Source organism: Oceanicella sp. SM1341 (assembly GCF_003448965.1).
Classification (GTDB): Bacteria; Pseudomonadota; Alphaproteobacteria; order Rhodobacterales; family Rhodobacteraceae; genus Paroceanicella.
Genome location: NZ_QRGC01000036.1, coordinates 1 through 16,161, shown reverse-complemented (window position 1 = coordinate 16,161; position 16,161 = coordinate 1). Strand labels below are relative to the sequence as shown.

Annotated in this window: 10 protein-coding genes; 9 read left to right on the top strand and 1 reads right to left on the bottom strand. The window is 63.8% G+C overall.

The window, feature by feature from the left end; all coding sequences use genetic code 11:
• Nucleotides 1–46: 46 nt before the first annotated feature.
• The 6 genes from D3P35_RS22905 to D3P35_RS22885 all read left to right on the top strand — a co-directional run bounded on the left by D3P35_RS22905 (nt 47) and on the right by D3P35_RS22885 (nt 13,329).
• Entirely contained in the window at nt 47–640 is a 594-nt protein-coding gene (locus D3P35_RS22905) for a DUF6088 family protein (protein WP_118138266.1), read from the top strand.
• Complete coding sequence (locus D3P35_RS22900; RefSeq protein ID WP_232830609.1) at nt 633–1,292, top strand: nucleotidyl transferase AbiEii/AbiGii toxin family protein; 660 nt, start codon at nt 633–635, stop codon at nt 1,290–1,292. The genes D3P35_RS22905 and D3P35_RS22900 overlap by 8 nt, the downstream gene beginning before the upstream one ends.
• 324 nt (nt 1,293–1,616) lie before the next feature.
• Nucleotides 1,617–1,748 (top strand): hypothetical protein, encoded by a 132-nt coding sequence (locus D3P35_RS26905; RefSeq protein WP_255418378.1) that lies wholly within the window; start codon nt 1,617–1,619, stop codon nt 1,746–1,748.
• A 96-nt stretch (nt 1,749–1,844) separates the two neighbouring features.
• Complete coding sequence (locus tag D3P35_RS22895) at nt 1,845–10,469, top strand: GH36-type glycosyl hydrolase domain-containing protein (RefSeq protein WP_232830608.1); 8,625 nt, start codon at nt 1,845–1,847, stop codon at nt 10,467–10,469.
• 72 nt (nt 10,470–10,541) lie between these two features.
• Nucleotides 10,542–11,414 (top strand): transglutaminase family protein, encoded by an 873-nt coding sequence (locus D3P35_RS22890; RefSeq protein WP_118138264.1) that lies wholly within the window; start codon nt 10,542–10,544, stop codon nt 11,412–11,414.
• Nucleotides 11,415–11,547: 133 nt separating this feature from the next.
• The gene (locus D3P35_RS22885) at nt 11,548–13,329 is read left to right on the top strand and encodes an SLC13 family permease (RefSeq protein WP_118138263.1); all 1,782 of its coding nucleotides are present in this window, start codon (nt 11,548–11,550) and stop codon (nt 13,327–13,329) included.
• A gap of 156 nt (nt 13,330–13,485) precedes the next feature.
• On the opposite strand, the gene D3P35_RS22880 is transcribed toward D3P35_RS22885, so the two are convergent.
• Nucleotides 13,486–14,220: a Crp/Fnr family transcriptional regulator gene (locus D3P35_RS22880; RefSeq protein ID WP_118138262.1), complete on the bottom strand. Its 735-nt coding sequence runs from the start codon at nt 14,218–14,220 to the stop codon at nt 13,486–13,488.
• A 151-nt stretch (nt 14,221–14,371) separates the two neighbouring features.
• Between D3P35_RS22880 and D3P35_RS22875 the strand changes: the two genes are divergently transcribed.
• The 3 genes from D3P35_RS22875 (at nt 14,372) to D3P35_RS22865 (ending at nt 16,088) form a co-directional block, all read left to right on the top strand.
• Nucleotides 14,372–14,614: a hypothetical protein gene (locus tag D3P35_RS22875; protein ID WP_118138261.1), complete on the top strand. Its 243-nt coding sequence runs from the start codon at nt 14,372–14,374 to the stop codon at nt 14,612–14,614.
• Nucleotides 14,615–14,645: 31 nt separating this feature from the next.
• On the top strand, nt 14,646–15,830 hold the full coding sequence (locus D3P35_RS22870; RefSeq protein ID WP_118138260.1) for a fatty acid desaturase: 1,185 nt from the start codon (nt 14,646–14,648) through the stop codon (nt 15,828–15,830).
• A gap of 93 nt (nt 15,831–15,923) precedes the next feature.
• Complete coding sequence (locus D3P35_RS22865) at nt 15,924–16,088, top strand: hypothetical protein (RefSeq protein ID WP_198670767.1); 165 nt, start codon at nt 15,924–15,926, stop codon at nt 16,086–16,088.
• Nucleotides 16,089–16,161: the final 73 nt, after the last annotated feature.

Genomic DNA, 16,161 nt, shown 5'->3' with positions numbered 1-16,161 from the left:
TGAATTCTGTCAGAAAACTGCGTATATTTCTGACAGGAGAACAATGATGCAGCACCTTGCAGAACAGATATTGACCCACGCAGAGGGACTTCCGGAAGGAGCACCACTTGCCGCAAAGGGCCTGCTGCACCTCGGCAGCCGTGCCGGTGTGGATCAGGCCTTGTCGCGCCTTGCCGAGCGCGGCCAGTTGATCCGTGCCGGACGCGGCGTTTACCTGCGACCGATCAAAAGCCGGTTTGGAACGCGCGCTCCGTCCGTGGAACAGGCCGTCGAGGCCCTCGCGGCGCAACGTGGCGAAGTCATCGTTCCAACCGGCGCCGCCGAAGCGAATGCGCTCGGGTTGACAACGCAAGTGCCTGTTCGCTCCGTGTATCTGACCTCGGGTCGCAGCCGCACGCTCTCCTTGGGCAAACAACTCGTCGAACTGCGCCACGCCCCCCGATGGCAGCTTGCCCTCGGGAAGCGGCCGGCAGGCAGTGCCGTTCGCGCCCTGGCCTGGCTCGGGCCGGAACAGGCGGAATCCGCGCTCAGATCGCTGAAGCAAAAACTGCCCGCAGCGGCGTTTGACGAATTGGTAACCGCCGCACCGCAGTTCCCGACCTGGCTTGCACGCAGTGTCGGAAAGGCGGCGCATGTCTGAGCCCTTCCTGTCGTTGTCGTCTGCAGACCGCAAGGAGGCCCTGTCCGTAGCTGCAGATCGCTCCGGGCGGCCCGCGCACCTGCTGGAAAAGGACGTCTGGGTTGTCTGGGCCCTTCAGACCCTCTTCAGTTCCGAGCTTGGTGAGCACCTCGTATTCAAGGGCGGAACCTCCCTTTCCAAAGCCTATGGGGTGATCCAGCGCTTTTCTGAAGATGTTGATCTGACCTATGACATTCGGGCAGTCGCGCCTGATCTGGTGGGCGACCGCGCAGAAGCCCTGCCAATCACACGCAGCGAGGAGAAGCGCTGGTCGAAAGCTGTCCGGGATCGATTGCCGAGATGGGTCGTCGAAACGACGCAGCCTTTGATCCAGGACGCCATTGCAGCGCAAGGGCTCCCCGCCTCGACACGGGCAGATGGCGACAAGCTTTTCATCGATTACGAAGCTGCCTCTTCTGGCTCCGGCTATGTCGCCCCGAGCGTCATGCTGGAATTCGGCGCGAGGTCTACGGGCGAACCGGAGCGCCTGCGTGACGTCGCCTGCGACGCGAATGGGCTGATCGAGGGCGTGACCTTTCCGACCGCGACACCGCGCGTGATGCATGCCGAACAAACCTTTTGGGAGAAGGCCACGGCGATCCATCTCTTCTGAGTTCAGGGGGCCTCGGGACTGAAATTGGCGGCGGTGATCGTGACGACCGTCCGCCGGAGGCGACATGCGCCAGACCGATTTCCCCACTCCGGTAATTCGGCACGACTGAAGACCGGTCTCGCTGCGAGAGGAACACGCAGCAGAAAAACTCCTCGTTGAACGCTGATCTGGATCAGCATGGAAGCGGCCGACCTCGGCGATACTCCTAAATTGCACCGATGCGGAGTTGCGTGGCCCTCGGAATCCTGGCCCGCGACGCATGCGGTCTTCGCCTCGTCGAGGCGAGAGAATTTTCCACGTACACAAAGCACTTAGGAGAACACCATGGCGAAGGGCAAAAGCCGTCGCGGCCGAGAAGACAAGAAGCCGAAGCAGAAGAAGGCTGAGCCGGTTCCGGCGCCCTCCTTCAGCAAGGGCCTGACGATCGACACAAAGCCAAAGGGGAAAAAGGCCTGACCCAACTCTTCTTGTGTGATCGCCTGGGCCTGGGAACAGAACGTGCATCCATGCGGCAAGTCGGCAAAATTGCCCGCTTGCCGACAGGGTTCTAGCATGAAGGCCTGGGCGCTACCTCAACTCAACCTCCGCGGCACACGCACCTCACCCTGGAAGAGCGTCGCGCCGGTGCGCGCGGAGCTTTTCGGTATAGAAAGGCTGGAGCAACACGCCGCCAGCCTGGCTGAGGTGCAGCGTATCTGCGCCTCTTCACCGCGTGTCGCATCACTGCGCCAGCGACTGGACGACAATGCGACGGCTCTGAGGGCCACTCGCAAGGCCTGTCTCTCAGAGTTGGCGTCGGGAAAACCTATTGTCCCCGCCGCCCAATGGCTGGTGGACAATTTTCACAGGGTCGAGGCGCAGGTGCGCGACTGCCGTACGGATTTGCCGCCCAGCTACTACAAGCTTCTGCCGAAACTCGCCCAAGGGCCGTTTCACGGTTATCCACGAGTGTTCGAATTGATCTGGGCCTATGTCGCCCATACGGACAGCCATCTCGACGCCCCCGCACTGTCCCGCTTTTTGCGCGCCTATCAGCAGGTACAGCCCCTGACCATAGGAGAGCTCTGGGCGGTTCCGATAACGCTCCGACTCGTCCTTCTGGAAAACCTGCGGCGGCTGGCCGACCAGATCACCTTCGGTCACAGGATGCGCCTGTCGGCGGATGCCCTTGCGGATCGGCTCCTGGAGGCCGGCCAGACCGAGATCGGGATCCCTGCAGATATTGGCGTGTCCGAGCCACTTTCTGAGATCTTTGCCGCGCAGTTGGCGAAGCGGCTACGTGATTGCGACCCTGTCACAACACCGGCCATCGGCTGGCTGGAGGATCGGCTGGCCAAGCAGGGGTCGAATGTCGACCTGGCGGTCCGGCATGCACAGGAGCGTCAGGGCGCCTCGAACGTCACGGTTCGAAACGTCATCACCAGCCTGCGCACGATCGCTGAGACGGACTGGCCAGAGCTCTTTGAAAGTGTCAGCCTGGTCGATGCGAAGCTGCGGGAGCATCCGGGATTTTCGGCGATGGATTTCGCCAGCCGCAACCTGTACCGCGATGCCCTCGAGGATCTCGCCCGCCACAGTGACTACAGCGAATTGGATCTGGCCGAGCAGGTGCTGGCGACGGCGGTGGCTGCGCCGGAAGCGGATGGCGACCGGATTTCCGAGCCGGAAATCCTGCGGAGAAGCGATCCGGGCTGGCATCTCCTCGCCGAGGGCCGGGAGGCGTTCGAACGCCAGATCGGCTATCGATATAGGGGATGGCATCGCCCGCAGTTCCGGCCTGGTCTCGCAGGATACCTTGGCAGCATTCTTTGTGTCACTCTTGGGCTGCTCGCGCTGAGCGCATGGAGTCTGGTGGCTCTTTCCGGCCCATCCGCGTCATGGACCATGCTTGCGCTCTGGCTCCTCGCAGCGGTCATCCCGGCCAGCGCCGTCGCTCAACTTATCGTTGATCGCATGGTGGCCTGGGCCGTACCTGCCACGGCATTGCCGGGACTGGCGCTTGAGAGCGGCGTGCCGTCTTCGCTGCGCACGCTCGTGGTTGTGCCGACAATGCTGACAAATGGCGCAGAGCTGACCGAACAACTCGAAGGGCTGGAAGTCCATTATCTGTCCGGCGCCCAAGGAGACGTGACTTTTGCAATCCTGACCGACGGGCTGGACGCCCCCGGACAGGACATGCCGGAGGATGCGCCACTTGTCGCGTTGATCGACGTCGAGGTTGCCCGACTGAACCAGGTCTACGGCGCGGGTCCCGCCGGTGCCCGCTTTCTGCACCTGCATCGTGACCGCCGTTACAACGCCGCCGAACAGATTTGGATGGGATGGGAGCGCAAACGCGGCAAGCTGCACGAGCTCAACCGTCTGTTGCGCGGTGCCGATGATACCGACTACCGCACGGCAGAGGGTCATGTGCCAGCCGTGCCCCCCGGTGTGCGCTACGTCCTGACGCTCGATTCCGACACCCGGATGCCGCGTGACGCGGCCTTGCGGCTGATCGGCAAGATGGCGCACCCGCTGAACCAGCCGATCTTTGATACGGCCCTCGGCCGGGTCAGTGCTGGTCACGCCATTCTACAGCCGAGGATCACGCCCGCCCTGACCCCGGAACGGCAAGGCACGGCGTTTCAGCGCGCGACCTCGGGTCCGGGCGGGATGGATCCATATGCTGCTGCTGCGTCGGACGTCTATCAGGATCTCTTCGGCGAGGGCTCCTTTACCGGCAAGGGTATCTACGACGTCGATGTCTTCCAGGCGGCGATGGCCGGGCGCGTGCCCGAAAACGCTCTTCTCAGCCATGACCTGCTTGAAGGCATCTTCGCCCGGGCCGGGCTCGTCTCGGACGTGGAACTGATCGAGTCCTTCCCCGACCGACAGGACCTCGCTGCGCGGCGCATCCATCGCTGGTGTCGCGGCGACTGGCAACTGCTGCCCTGGCTTGGCCAGGAAGGCGGGCTGGGCGCGCTGGGACGGGTCAAGGTGCTGGATACACTGCGCCGCTCGTTGTTGGCCCCGGCTACGCTTATCCTGCTGACACTGGGGTGGCTTCTGCCTGGCCCGGCGGCCTTGCTGGCGACGGCTCTGGCGCTGGTCGCCATGAGCCTGCCCGCTTTCCTACACGCAGCCCTTTCCGCCGTTCCGCATCAGCGCCGCCTTCACATGGGCAACCACCTGCGCCTGATGCAGGAAGACCTGTCGCTTGCCGTGCTGCAAACCGGGCTGGCGGTCAGCTTTCTCGCCGACGCCGCCTGGCGCGCGCTCGATGCCATCGCCCGCACACTCTGGCGGTTGACGGTTTCACGGCGGCATCTCCTGGAATGGACCACGGCGGCCTCGGCCTCGACCGCTCCGCGCCCCGATCTGCGGGGATTTTTACGTGCCATGGCGCCGGGGATCCTGCTGGGACTGTCAGCCACAGGCCTGGCCGGCTTGTCCGCCCCCGGTGCGCTCCCCCTGATCCTGCCCTTTGCAGCCCTCTGGCTTGCCGCGCCGCTCATCGCCTTTCGCGTCAGCGAGCCTTCCCGTGCACAGCCCGACGCCGCCCTTACCCCGCAGGACGCACAGGAATTGCGCCTGATCGCACGCAGGACGTGGCACTACTTCGAGACCTTCGTCACGCCAGAAGACAGCCATCTGCCCCCCGACAACTTTCAGGAGCAGCCACACGCGACGCTTGCGCACCGCACGTCGCCCACAAATATGGGGCTTTACCTTCTGTCGACTGTCACAGCCTGCGATCTCGGCTGGATCGGCCTGCGTCAGACGGCCAGCCGGATCGCCGCGACCCTTGGCACGATGCAAGCGCTGCCGCGGGTAAAGGGGCACTTCTACAACTGGTACGACACGCGAGACGGCAGGGTTCTCGACCCGCCCTATGTCTCGTCGGTGGACAGCGGCAATCTGGCCGGCCACCTGATCGCACTGGCCAACGCCTGCGAGGACTGGGCCGCGCATTCCGGCGCGACGCCACGTCAGAGATCTCAGGGGCTGACCGATCTTCTTGACCTGGTGGAGCGTGACGCAGAGCGGTTAAAGTCCCCGCTCAGTGACTCCTGCTCCGAGGCGATCGGATCGCTGCGCGATGGCCTGAAACAGGCTGAAGTGAACTGGCCCTTCCTGCAACGCCTGGCGGCCAAGGCCGAACACGCCACTCCGACGCCCGCGGCTATGCCCCCGCATGCGCCCCGATGGTTGTCCTTGCTTCGCGACGGCTTGGCCGAAGCCGCGACAGATACCGCGTCAACCGAGGCCGACCATGCCGCTCTGGCCGCAGAATTGCATCGGCTGGGAGTGCAGGCCCGCCGGCTCGCAGTGGACATGGATTTCGGCTTCCTGCTTGACCCCGAGCGCAAGCTGCTGTCCATCGGCTACTCGGTCCATGAGAGCAGTCTCGATCCGTCCTGCTATGACCTCCTGGCCTCCGAGGCGCGTCTGGCCAGTCTCTTCGCCGTCGCCAAACAGGATCTGCCGCTGCGGCACTGGTTCCGTCTGGGGCGGACGGTCACCGCAACCCGTGGCGGCGCCGTTCTCGTCTCCTGGGCCGGCTCGATGTTCGAATACCTGATGCCTGGGCTGGTGATGCGAGAACCCGAAGGCGGTCAGCTGGGTCACACCTGTCGATTGGTCGTCGAGAGACAGATCGCCTACGGACGGGCGCAAGGCGTCCCTTGGGGCATTTCGGAATCCGGTTTCAACGCGCGGGATGTGGATTTCAACTACCAGTATTCCACCTTCGGTGTGCCGGGGCTTGGGCTCAAGCGCGGACTTGCCGGGGATCTGGTGATCGCGCCCTATGCAACCGGGCTGGCCGCGATGCTGGATCCCGGTGCTGCACGGCGGAACTACGACGACCTGGAGGCCATGGGTGGCCTCGGGCTCTGTGGCTTCTATGAAGCCCTCGACTTTACCCCCGACCGTGTGCTGCCGGGTCGCCGCGTTGCCGTGGTGCAAAGCTACATGGCGCATCATCAGGGGATGACCATCGTGGCCATCGCCAACGCCCTGACCGGCGGCCTGATGCGCCAGAGGTTCCACCATGAACCGATGATCCATGCCAGCGAACTGCTGCTCCAGGAACGGCTGCCGCGCGATATCGACCGCGCCTTGCCGCCGCTTGAGGACGCCAGGCCCGGCGGTCCGACGCCGTCCGAAGCGGACCGGGGCCGCCGGATTGCCGGCCCCCCGGGCGGCCCCGCGGTCACTCATCTCATGTCGAATGGACGCTACGCGGTTATACTGACCGCCACGGGCGGGAGTTACAGCCGCTGGGGCGATATTGCGCTCACCCGCTGGCGCGAGGACGCGACCCGGGATCCGCATGGCGCCATCCTCCACATCCGGAATCTCTCGGACGGCTCTGACCAGAGGTTCGGACCTGGCGCGCCGGATACTGCCGACGCGCAGGACGTGCAGTTCTTCGAGGATCACGCGACTTTCACCGCCCGGACAGGCCAGCTCGAAACGGTGCTGGATGTTCTCGTCTCGGGCGAGGCGGATGCGGAGGTGCGACGCCTGTCGGTGACCAATGGCGGGCGCAAACCCCGGGAACTGGATGTAACGTCCTACGTCGAACTGACGCTGGCGGATCCGGCCTCCGAACAGGCGCACCCGGCCTTCTCGCGGATGTTCGTTCAGACCGAGTTCCTGCCCGAATACGGCGCGTTGATTGCGTGGCGCAGGCGGCGCAGCCCGGAGGAACCGGAAATCTGGGTGGCGCAGTTCTCCGTGGTCGAGGGGACGACCGTCGCGCCGCTGCAATATGACAGTGATCGCAACAGCGCTTTCGGCCGCGATCATGACCAGGCCCAGCCGCGCGCCATAACCGATCCGGCGCCTCTCGCCGGGACCACGGGAACGGTGTTGGATCCGGTTTTCGCACTGCGCAACCGGCTCCTGATCGCGCCTGGGCGCACCGCACGGATCCTGGTCTGGATGGTGGCCGCCGACAGCCGCGAAGCGCTGATGGATCTGATCGACCGGCACCACGACCGCAGCGCCTATGACCGCGCACGGACCCTGGCCTGGACCCAGGCTCAGGTGCAACTGCGCCATCTAGGCATCTCGCCGACCGAAGCCGCCGACTTCCAACGCCTCGCCGCCCCTGTCCTCTATCATGATCGCCGTTTCCGCCTGCCGTCTGCCACCTTGTTACGGGGCGCCGGACGTCAATCCGGCCTTTGGCCGCTCGCGATTTCCGGCGATTTGCCGATCGTGGTGCTGCGCATCGACGATCCCGCCGATATCGGACAGGTTCGTGCCTTGCTACAGGCCCATGAGTACTGGCTGGGAAGGCAGCTTGCGGTCGATCTGGTGATCCTCAACGAGCACCCGGCCTCCTATGTCAAGGATCTGCAGACCGCCATAGACATCACCTTGCGCAGCAGCCATTCCCGTCCCGGCGACGACACGCGACCGGCTCGGGGCGCCGTGTTTGCGCTGCGCTCCGACCTGATCGCACCAGATACGCGGGCGCTTCTCCTGGCTGCGGCGCGGGTGGTGATGCTGGCACGGCGCGGCATGATCGGCGAACAGCTCGACGCCCTTCTTGCCGATCCTGTTACAGCTGACACCATGATCGCAGACATGCGACAGATTGGCCCCGCCCCGCAACCCGCCAATGCGCTCCGACTGCGCGCGAACAGACGTGACAGAACCGCCCCGCAGCGGGACGAGGCCAGGCCGCTATCCGACCGCCCGCACCTCGAGTTCTACAATGGCACAGGCGGGTTCGACCGGGAGGGACGAGAATATGTCATCCGCCTTGGCCCACCAGACAGTACGCCTGCCCCATGGATCAACGTGATCGCCAATCCGGACTTCGGATTCCAGGTGTCGGCCAGCGGCAGCGGTTCTACCTGGGCCGAGAACAGCCGCGACAACCAGCTAACGCCTTGGTCCAATGATGCTGTGGCAGACCCTCCGGGCGAGGCAATCTATATCCGAGACGACGACAGCGGCGTGTTGTTTTCACCGACTGCGCGCCCTTTGCCGCTTTCTGCAGGGGCCGGTCCGCACATAGTACGCCACGGCTTCGGCTACAGCCGGTTCGAGCATCAGGCGAATGGCATCGACTGCGAACTGGTCCAGTTCGTGCCGCGCGCCGATCCGGTCAGGGTCTCGCGGCTGTTCCTGCGCAATACAGGGACGCAGCCCCGGAGGTTGAGCGTCGTCACCTATAGCGAACCCGTCATGGGTCAATCGCGCGCCGCCTCGGCCCCGTTCCTCGTGACCTCGCACGAGCCGGAAACTGGCGCGCTTCTGGTCCAGAATCCATGGAACACTACCTTTCCCGGCCGGGTGATGTTCGCGGCGCTCAACGCGCCTTCCGGTCCGGCCGAGGCATGGACAGGAGATCGCACCGAATTTCTGGGCTCGTGCGGCAGCCATGCCGATCCCGCTGCACTACGCCGGGGCGCCGTCATGTCGGGGCGGGTCGGAGCGGGGCTCGATCCCTGCCTCGCGATGATGAAGACCCTGACCCTGGCCCCTGGCGAGAGCATTGAGCTCGTCCATCTTCTCGGCCAATGCGCAGACGCGGCGGCGGTCGTCCCGCTTCTGAAAAGGCTGTGGTCCGCCGACATGCAGGCCGAATTGGCCGCGGTACAGACCTATTGGGACGACACGCTGGGCGATCTCCGGATCGAGACGCCGGACCGGGCGATGGATATCATGGTCAACGGCTGGCTGCCTTATCAGGCGCTCGCCTGCCGGATCGAGGCGCGCGCGGCCTTCTACCAGGCAAGCGGCGCCTACGGGTTCCGCGACCAGCTGCAGGACAACATGGCCTTCATGCTGACGCGCCCCGACCGCACCCGCGCGCATCTGTTGCGGGTCGCCGCCCGCCAGTTCCCGGAAGGCGACGTGCAGCACTGGTGGCTGCCGCATTCCGGCCAGGGGGTACGGACGCGCATTTCCGACGATTGCGTTTGGCTCGGCCATGCTGTCGCCGCCTATGTGACGAGTACGGGCGACAGGGCAATACTGGACGAACAGGTGCCCTTCCTCGAAGGGCATCGCCTCGGAGAGACCGAGCACGACGCGTTCTTCCTGCCCGACGATGCGGGCCACGGTGCGGCGCTGTTCGATCATTGCGCCCTGGGGCTGGACCGCGCACTCAGCCTGACCGGGGAGCACGGTCTGCCGCTGATCGGCAGCGGCGACTGGAACGACGGGATGAACCGCGTCGGCGCCGCCGGCCGCGGCGAAAGCGTCTGGCTGGGCTGGCTGCTGCTGCAGACGCTTGGCGCCTTCGTGCCGCTTGCGGAAAAGCGCGATCCGGCCCGGGCACGGCGCTGGCGCGAGCAGGCCGAAACGCTGCGCCTCTCCATGGAGACCCATACCTGGGATGGGGACTGGTACCGCCGCGCGACCTTCGATGACGGAACATGGCTGGGAGCGGCCGGCTCCCCGGCCTGTTGCATCGACTCGATCCCGCAAAGCTGGGCGGTGTTGTCCGGACAGGCAGATCCCGACCGCGCGCGGCGCGCGATGGAGTCCGTCGACAGCCTGCTGGTCGATCGCGAAAACGATCTGGCGCGGCTGTTCACGCCGCCCTTCGGGATCGGTCCCGACTCGGGCTCGCAGGATCCGGGCTACATCGCCGGCTATCCGCCGGGGCTGCGCGAGAATGGCGGGCAATACAGCCATGCCGCGATGTGGGCCATTCTGGCCTGGGCGCGACTGGGAGATGGAGCGCGCGCTGCGGAGCTCTTCGCGATACTCAATCCGATCAATCACGCCCGGACCCCCGAGGGCGTACAGCGCTACAGGACGGAACCCTACGCCGTGGCCGCCGATGTCTATTCCGTTGCACCGCATATCGGACGCGGCGGCTGGAGCTGGTACACGGGCTCGGCCGCGTGGATGCACCGCGCGGCCATCGAAGGCATCCTCGGCGTGACCCAGGACGGAGACCGTCTGCGGATCGCCCCCACCATGCCACCCGACTGGCCGGGATTTTCCATGACGCTGAGGGTGGCGGGCACGTCGTGCAGGATCCGGATCGAGAGAGCGGATCATCCGAGAGCCACGCTGGATGGCCACCCCATCACGGCCGGGCCGGTGGTGTTCCTGCCCCTCGACGGCGGGTCTCACGACCTGAACCTGACTCTCGGCCGCCTTGTGTCGACCGAGACGGCAGCCGGAATCGACAGCTCTGCGCTCCCGATCCCGCCGGATTGACCGCCTGTCCAACCGACGCCACTCAAGCGACCCGACGCCGGGTGACCGCATTGCAGCCGAAAGGCACCTAACGTGACCACGCTGACGACCTATCACAAGACCGAATACCGCTACGGCGAACCCGTTCTGCTTGGACCTCATCGGATGATGCTGCGCCCGCGCGAAGCCCGGGACCTGCGGCTGGTGTCGCATGAGATCACCCTCACGCCCCATGCCGATATCACCTGGGCCCATGACGTTGCGGGCAATGCGGTCGCCACGGCACAGTTTAATCAGCCGAGCGACCATCTGATCATCGAAAGCCGTGCCACGGTCGATCTGACCGCCGCGGTCTGGCCGGTATTCGCCATAGCGGCGGAGGCAATCAGCTTTCCCTTCCTTTATTCAGGCGACGATTGGGCCGACCTCGGCGCCCTGACGGCACCACAATATCCCGACCCTGACGGCAAGTTTTCCAGATGGGTCGAGGGCTTCGTCCTTCAACGCCCCACGGATACGCTGTCTCTGCTCAAGGATATAGCCAACGGGGTGTCGACGCAGATCGCATATCAGGGGCGAGAGATGGAAGGGACACAGTCGCCGCTGGAAACACTTTCCCGCGGTTGGGGCTCATGCCGTGACTTTGCGGTGTTGTTTGCCGAAGCCGCGCGCACGCTCAGTTTGGGGGGGCGCATCGTTTCCGGCTACCTCTTCGATCCCGAAACGCGCCTTGTCGGGTCGGAAGGGGCGGGTTCCACCCATGCCTGGGCCGAAGTCTTCATTCCCGGTGCCGGCTGGGTCGCGTTCGACCCTACGAATCAGAGCGTCGGATCAAAGAATCTCATTCCCGTCGCGGTCGCCCGCGGCATTCATCAGGTCGTCCCGGTCACCGGGAGCTTCACGGGGCGGGGAAACACCCAGCGATGCATGACCGTCGAGGTGCACCACGCGGTCATCGAATACTGATCACCGCGACCCCGGTCCGCGGCGACCGATCGAGGAGGGCCCTGCGCCAGTCTTCGAGGCAGAGCGAGAACGAAAGACCACATATTGCGCGACGTCAGGACCTCTCCGCCGTCAATGCACTGGAGACCCCGGAATGACACACCTGTACCCCTTTGAGCCTTATCTTGCGCTCGCGCTTCTTCTGGTTCTCTTCGCGGGCTTCCTCTACGAGCGGTTCGCCCCCGAGGTGACGGCCGCAGCGGTCGCGGCGTTGTTTGTCGTTTTTGGACTGGTGCCGCAAGACACTGTTCTATCGGTTTTTTCAAATCCCGCACCGATCACCATCGCCGCGATGTTTATCCTCAGCGGCGCCCTCGTCCGCACCGGGTTGCTCGATGCGTTGGCAAACCGGGTCATCGCCGCCGCCGGCCAGCGCCCCATTGCGGCTACCGGCGTGTTTCTGGCTTCGACCCTCGTGGCCTCGGCGCTCATGAACAACACACCTGTCGTCCTCGTGCTGATCCCGGTCGCCATAAGACTAGCCCAAAGCCTCGGCCTCGCAGCGACGCGTCTGTTGATCCCGCTCTCTTACATGGCGGTGCTCGGCGGGACTTGCACGTTGATCGGAACCTCGACCAATCTGCTGGTAGATGGCGTTGCGAGAGAGATCGGGCTGACGCCCTTCTCGATTCTGGAAATCACACCGGTCGGTCTGGTAGCCGCGGCCACCGGCGGATTGACCTTGCTGCTACTCGGACCGCTTCTGCTTCCCAACCGCAAGGATCAGACGGATCTGGGTGCGGCAGGTGAGGCGGATTTCCTGACCGAGTTGCGCCCAAAGGATGATTTCTGGGGGCTGAGTCACTCCTTGGGGGATATCGATGATCTGACCCGCCCGGGTGTGACGGTGGTCGGAATACGTTCCGGTGCAGAGGTTAGGCGTGACGACGTGCTCGATCACATCCTTGCCGCTGGTGACCGGCTGATCGCGGTTATCCGCACCTCCGAACTGCTGACGTTGAGAAACAAGAAAGGATGGGATGTCGGACTGCGTCAGGGGCCGACAGCCGGGGATAGTGCCGAAACAACAGTCGCGGAGGCGATCGTCACGCTCTCGCATCGCAGCCGCGGTGTACGGATCGCGCAACTGACCATCGGGTTCAGGTATGGCATGCGTGTCCTGGGGGCACATCGCCATGGGGAAAGCCTCGGCCCCGACCTCTCGACCACGCTCCTCAGACCTGCGGACAAACTGCTACTGGAGGGAACCGACGAAAGCTACGAGCGCCTGATCGAGGCCGGGGACCTGGCTGGCGTCACGATGGCCGGAGGGCGCCCCTTCCGACGCGGCAAGGCCCCGCTCACGCTTACGGCGCTGTTTGCGGTGGTGGCCCTGGCCGCTATCGGCGCGGCGGATATCAGCCTTGTTTCCCTCGTCGCCGTGGCCTTCATCCTCGTCCTGCGCTGCATCGACAACGATGAGGCCTGGAGTTCCATCGACGCGGGCGTGCTCGTTCTGATCTTCTCGATGCTGGTGGTCGGTGCGGGGCTGCAGCACTCGGGCGCGATTGCCTTGATCGTCGGTGCCGTTGCCCCACCGCTTGCGGACATGCCCCCGATCATCGCCCTGGCCGCGGTCTATCTGCTCGCTTCGACCTTGACGGAGGCGGTCACCAACAGTGCGGTCGCGGTCGTCGTGACCCCTCTGGCGATCGGACTGGCGGTCCAGATCGGGGTTGATCCGCGCCCCTTCGTTGTCGCAGTCATGTTCGGAGCGAGCGCAAGCTTCGCGACCCCGATCGGCTATCAGACCAACACACTGGTCTATGGTGCGGGCAACTACAAGTTCACGGACTTCATCAAGATCGGCCTTCCAATGAACATCATCGTGGGAGCCGCCGCAGTTCTGACAATTCCGGTGTTCTTTCCCTTCTAAGACAGCCGCTGAATGGCCTGCTCCTGGATTACTAGACAGCAGGGCAAGAAGCCGAGATGAACCTGGAACTCGACGCCGCCAAACACGCGCTTGAGTCGCATTCCGGCGTCTGTCGCAACCTCCTGAGACGCTTGCTGAAGACTGAGGGCGACTCTGTCATTTCAAAAGCGGCCCGGTCTGATCCAGATACGCCGGATCGAACCCGGCAAGCTCCGCCAGCCCGCTGTAGTCGTGAAATGTCACGTGACCATCGCGGAAAGTCACCAGACCGCGTTCACGCAATTGCCGCAATACACGGTTCACATGGACCGCGCTCAATCCAAGTGCGTCGGCAAGGTGATATTGCGTGAGCGGGCAGTCGTACCCCTCCTTGCTCCCCATGCCCACCAGAGCCAGCCGCGATCCCAACTCCAGCAGGAAATGCGCCATCCGTGCCCCCGCGTCCCGCCGCCCAATCCCGACAAGATGTTCAACCACCATCGCTTCATCCCGGGACGCCGCCCAAAGGATTGCCATCGCGAGCCGCGGTGTCTGCGCAAAAACCTCGAGCAGATCGCCCGTCAAGACTTCGGCTGCCTGTATGGCCACGATTGGCTCGAAACCATGGTCCGAGGTGCGCAAGAGTACGCTTCGCAATCCCAGAAAATCGCCAGGCACCTGAAAATCGACGATCTGCCGCGTTCCATCCGGCTGGATCTTGTAGGAGCAGACCCAGCCCGCAGACAGGATGTAGGCGGCCTGATCCGATTGTCCCTGATGAGCCATGTCTCGCCCGGCAACAAAGGACCGCCGACGCCCGTGCAGACGCGCAAGCACGGCAAGTTCGGGCTCCGACAAAGCGACAAATGCCGAGAGCTTTCGGGTGAGAGGGCTTGTGGTGGCCGGTGTCATGACCCTTTCCCTTTAGGTTGCGAAGGATATGTCGAGATCGGCTCATGGACTGCTCTCGATCAGTCCAGCATAGAGCATTTCATGCAAGAAGGGAGAACACATCAGGCACGCTTCACCGTCAGATTGTGACGCGATGAAAGGAACATACCGGATGTCTACGTCGAACGACGCTGCAGGACTGGCCGCCCTGTCGATCTGTGAGTCGCTTCTGCTGGCCATGAATGATCACGGATTGCTGCCGGAGAATGAGATCGTTGGCGTGCTCCGCGACGCTGCGTCCACCCACGAGAACACCATCGACACTGAGCCTGACGCGGAAATCCACCGGGCCGCGGCAGCCCTGATCAATCAGATCATCACTCAGGGCAATTCAGTGTACCGACCACCAGCATGATACATTCAATCGTAGAGGATCTGCATCACCCATGACGTTTTCGTCCCGCTCAGACAACACGCAGCCTCAACGGCGTGGCCGACAGGACGCTACGGCGAACAAAAGAGGCGAACATGGCAACTCCGGACCCGACCTACAGGATGCCGGATCACACGCGGACGCGGTGAAAAGTGCTGGCCATTCTTCCGCCGAGACCGACCGCGCATCGAAGCAGTCGCAGTTCACCCCATCGGACTGGACACGAACTCTGGCGGCGTATCGACAACCTATCCCGTCGCGTAGCGTTTTCGAACTCACAATTACACTCGCGCCATTCGTGGCGCTCTGGGCTGTCGCCTGGTGGGCGCTGTCGATCAGCACCGCGTTGGCAATCATTCTGGCGCTAGCGAATGCGGCCTTTCTCGTCCGTCTGTTCATGTTCCAGCATGATTGCGGCCACGGGTCGCTGTTCCGCAGCCGGCGCCTCTGCGACTGGATCGGGCGGGTGATCGGCGTTCTCACTCTGACTCCCTACGATGTCTGGCGCAAGACGCACGCGCTCCACCACGCCACGACCGGAAATCTGGACCATCGGGGCGTCGGAGACATGCCGATCCTGACGGTCAGCGAATATCAGGACATGAGCCGAGTTGGCCGGGCAGGCTATCGGCTGATCCGCAATCCGTTGTTCCTGTTCGGCGTGGTGCCGTTCTATACATTCTTCCTGCAAAACCGCCTGCCCGTGCACCTGATGCGATCCGGCTGGCGGTACTGGCTGAGCGCGATGGGCACAAACCTCGCCATTGGCCTTTCACTGATGACGATCATCTGGCTGGGCGGCTGGGATGTTCTGCTGTTCGTGTTCCTCCCGACGATGTTTCTGGCAGCGGTCACCGGCATGTGGTTCTTTTACGTGCAGCATCAGTTCGAAGATACAAGCTGGCAGCACGACGGGGACTGGAACATTCAGGACGCGGCCCTGCACGGAAGTTCACACTATGCGCTGCCCGGTATCCTGCGCTGGATCAGCGCAAACATCGGCGTTCACCATGTGCATCATCTGGCCAGCCGCATTCCCTTCTACCGTCTGGACGAGGTTATCCGGGATCACGATGTCCTGGCGCAGACCAAGCGCATAACACTTCGGGAGAGCTTCCGCTGCGCGCGCCTCCACCTCTGGGACGAGCAACGCCATAGACTTTTGTCGTTCGCGGAGGCTCGGGCACTTTCCGCCTGAGACTGTGCGATTTGGCTGAGGGACAAGGAAACAGACCCTGGTTGCGTGTGCGGCGGCACTGTCCCTCCGAGGGTGAAAAGGAAAATCGGTCCAATGATCGACAAACTTGCATCTCTGCCCCATGAGGCCGCCGATACGCTTGCGCGCCCCTTCGCACGCTTTCTGAAAATCGAGGCGGCAGCGGGTGCCCTTCTTTTCCTGGCGGTGTTGCTGGCGTTGGGACTGGCGAATTCGCCTTGGCACCGCGTTTTTCTGTAAGCGGCGTCTGCGCCCCACCGGAGTTCAGCTTGACGGCTTGAAGTTCCACGGCAGGAGTTCGTCGATCCGGTGC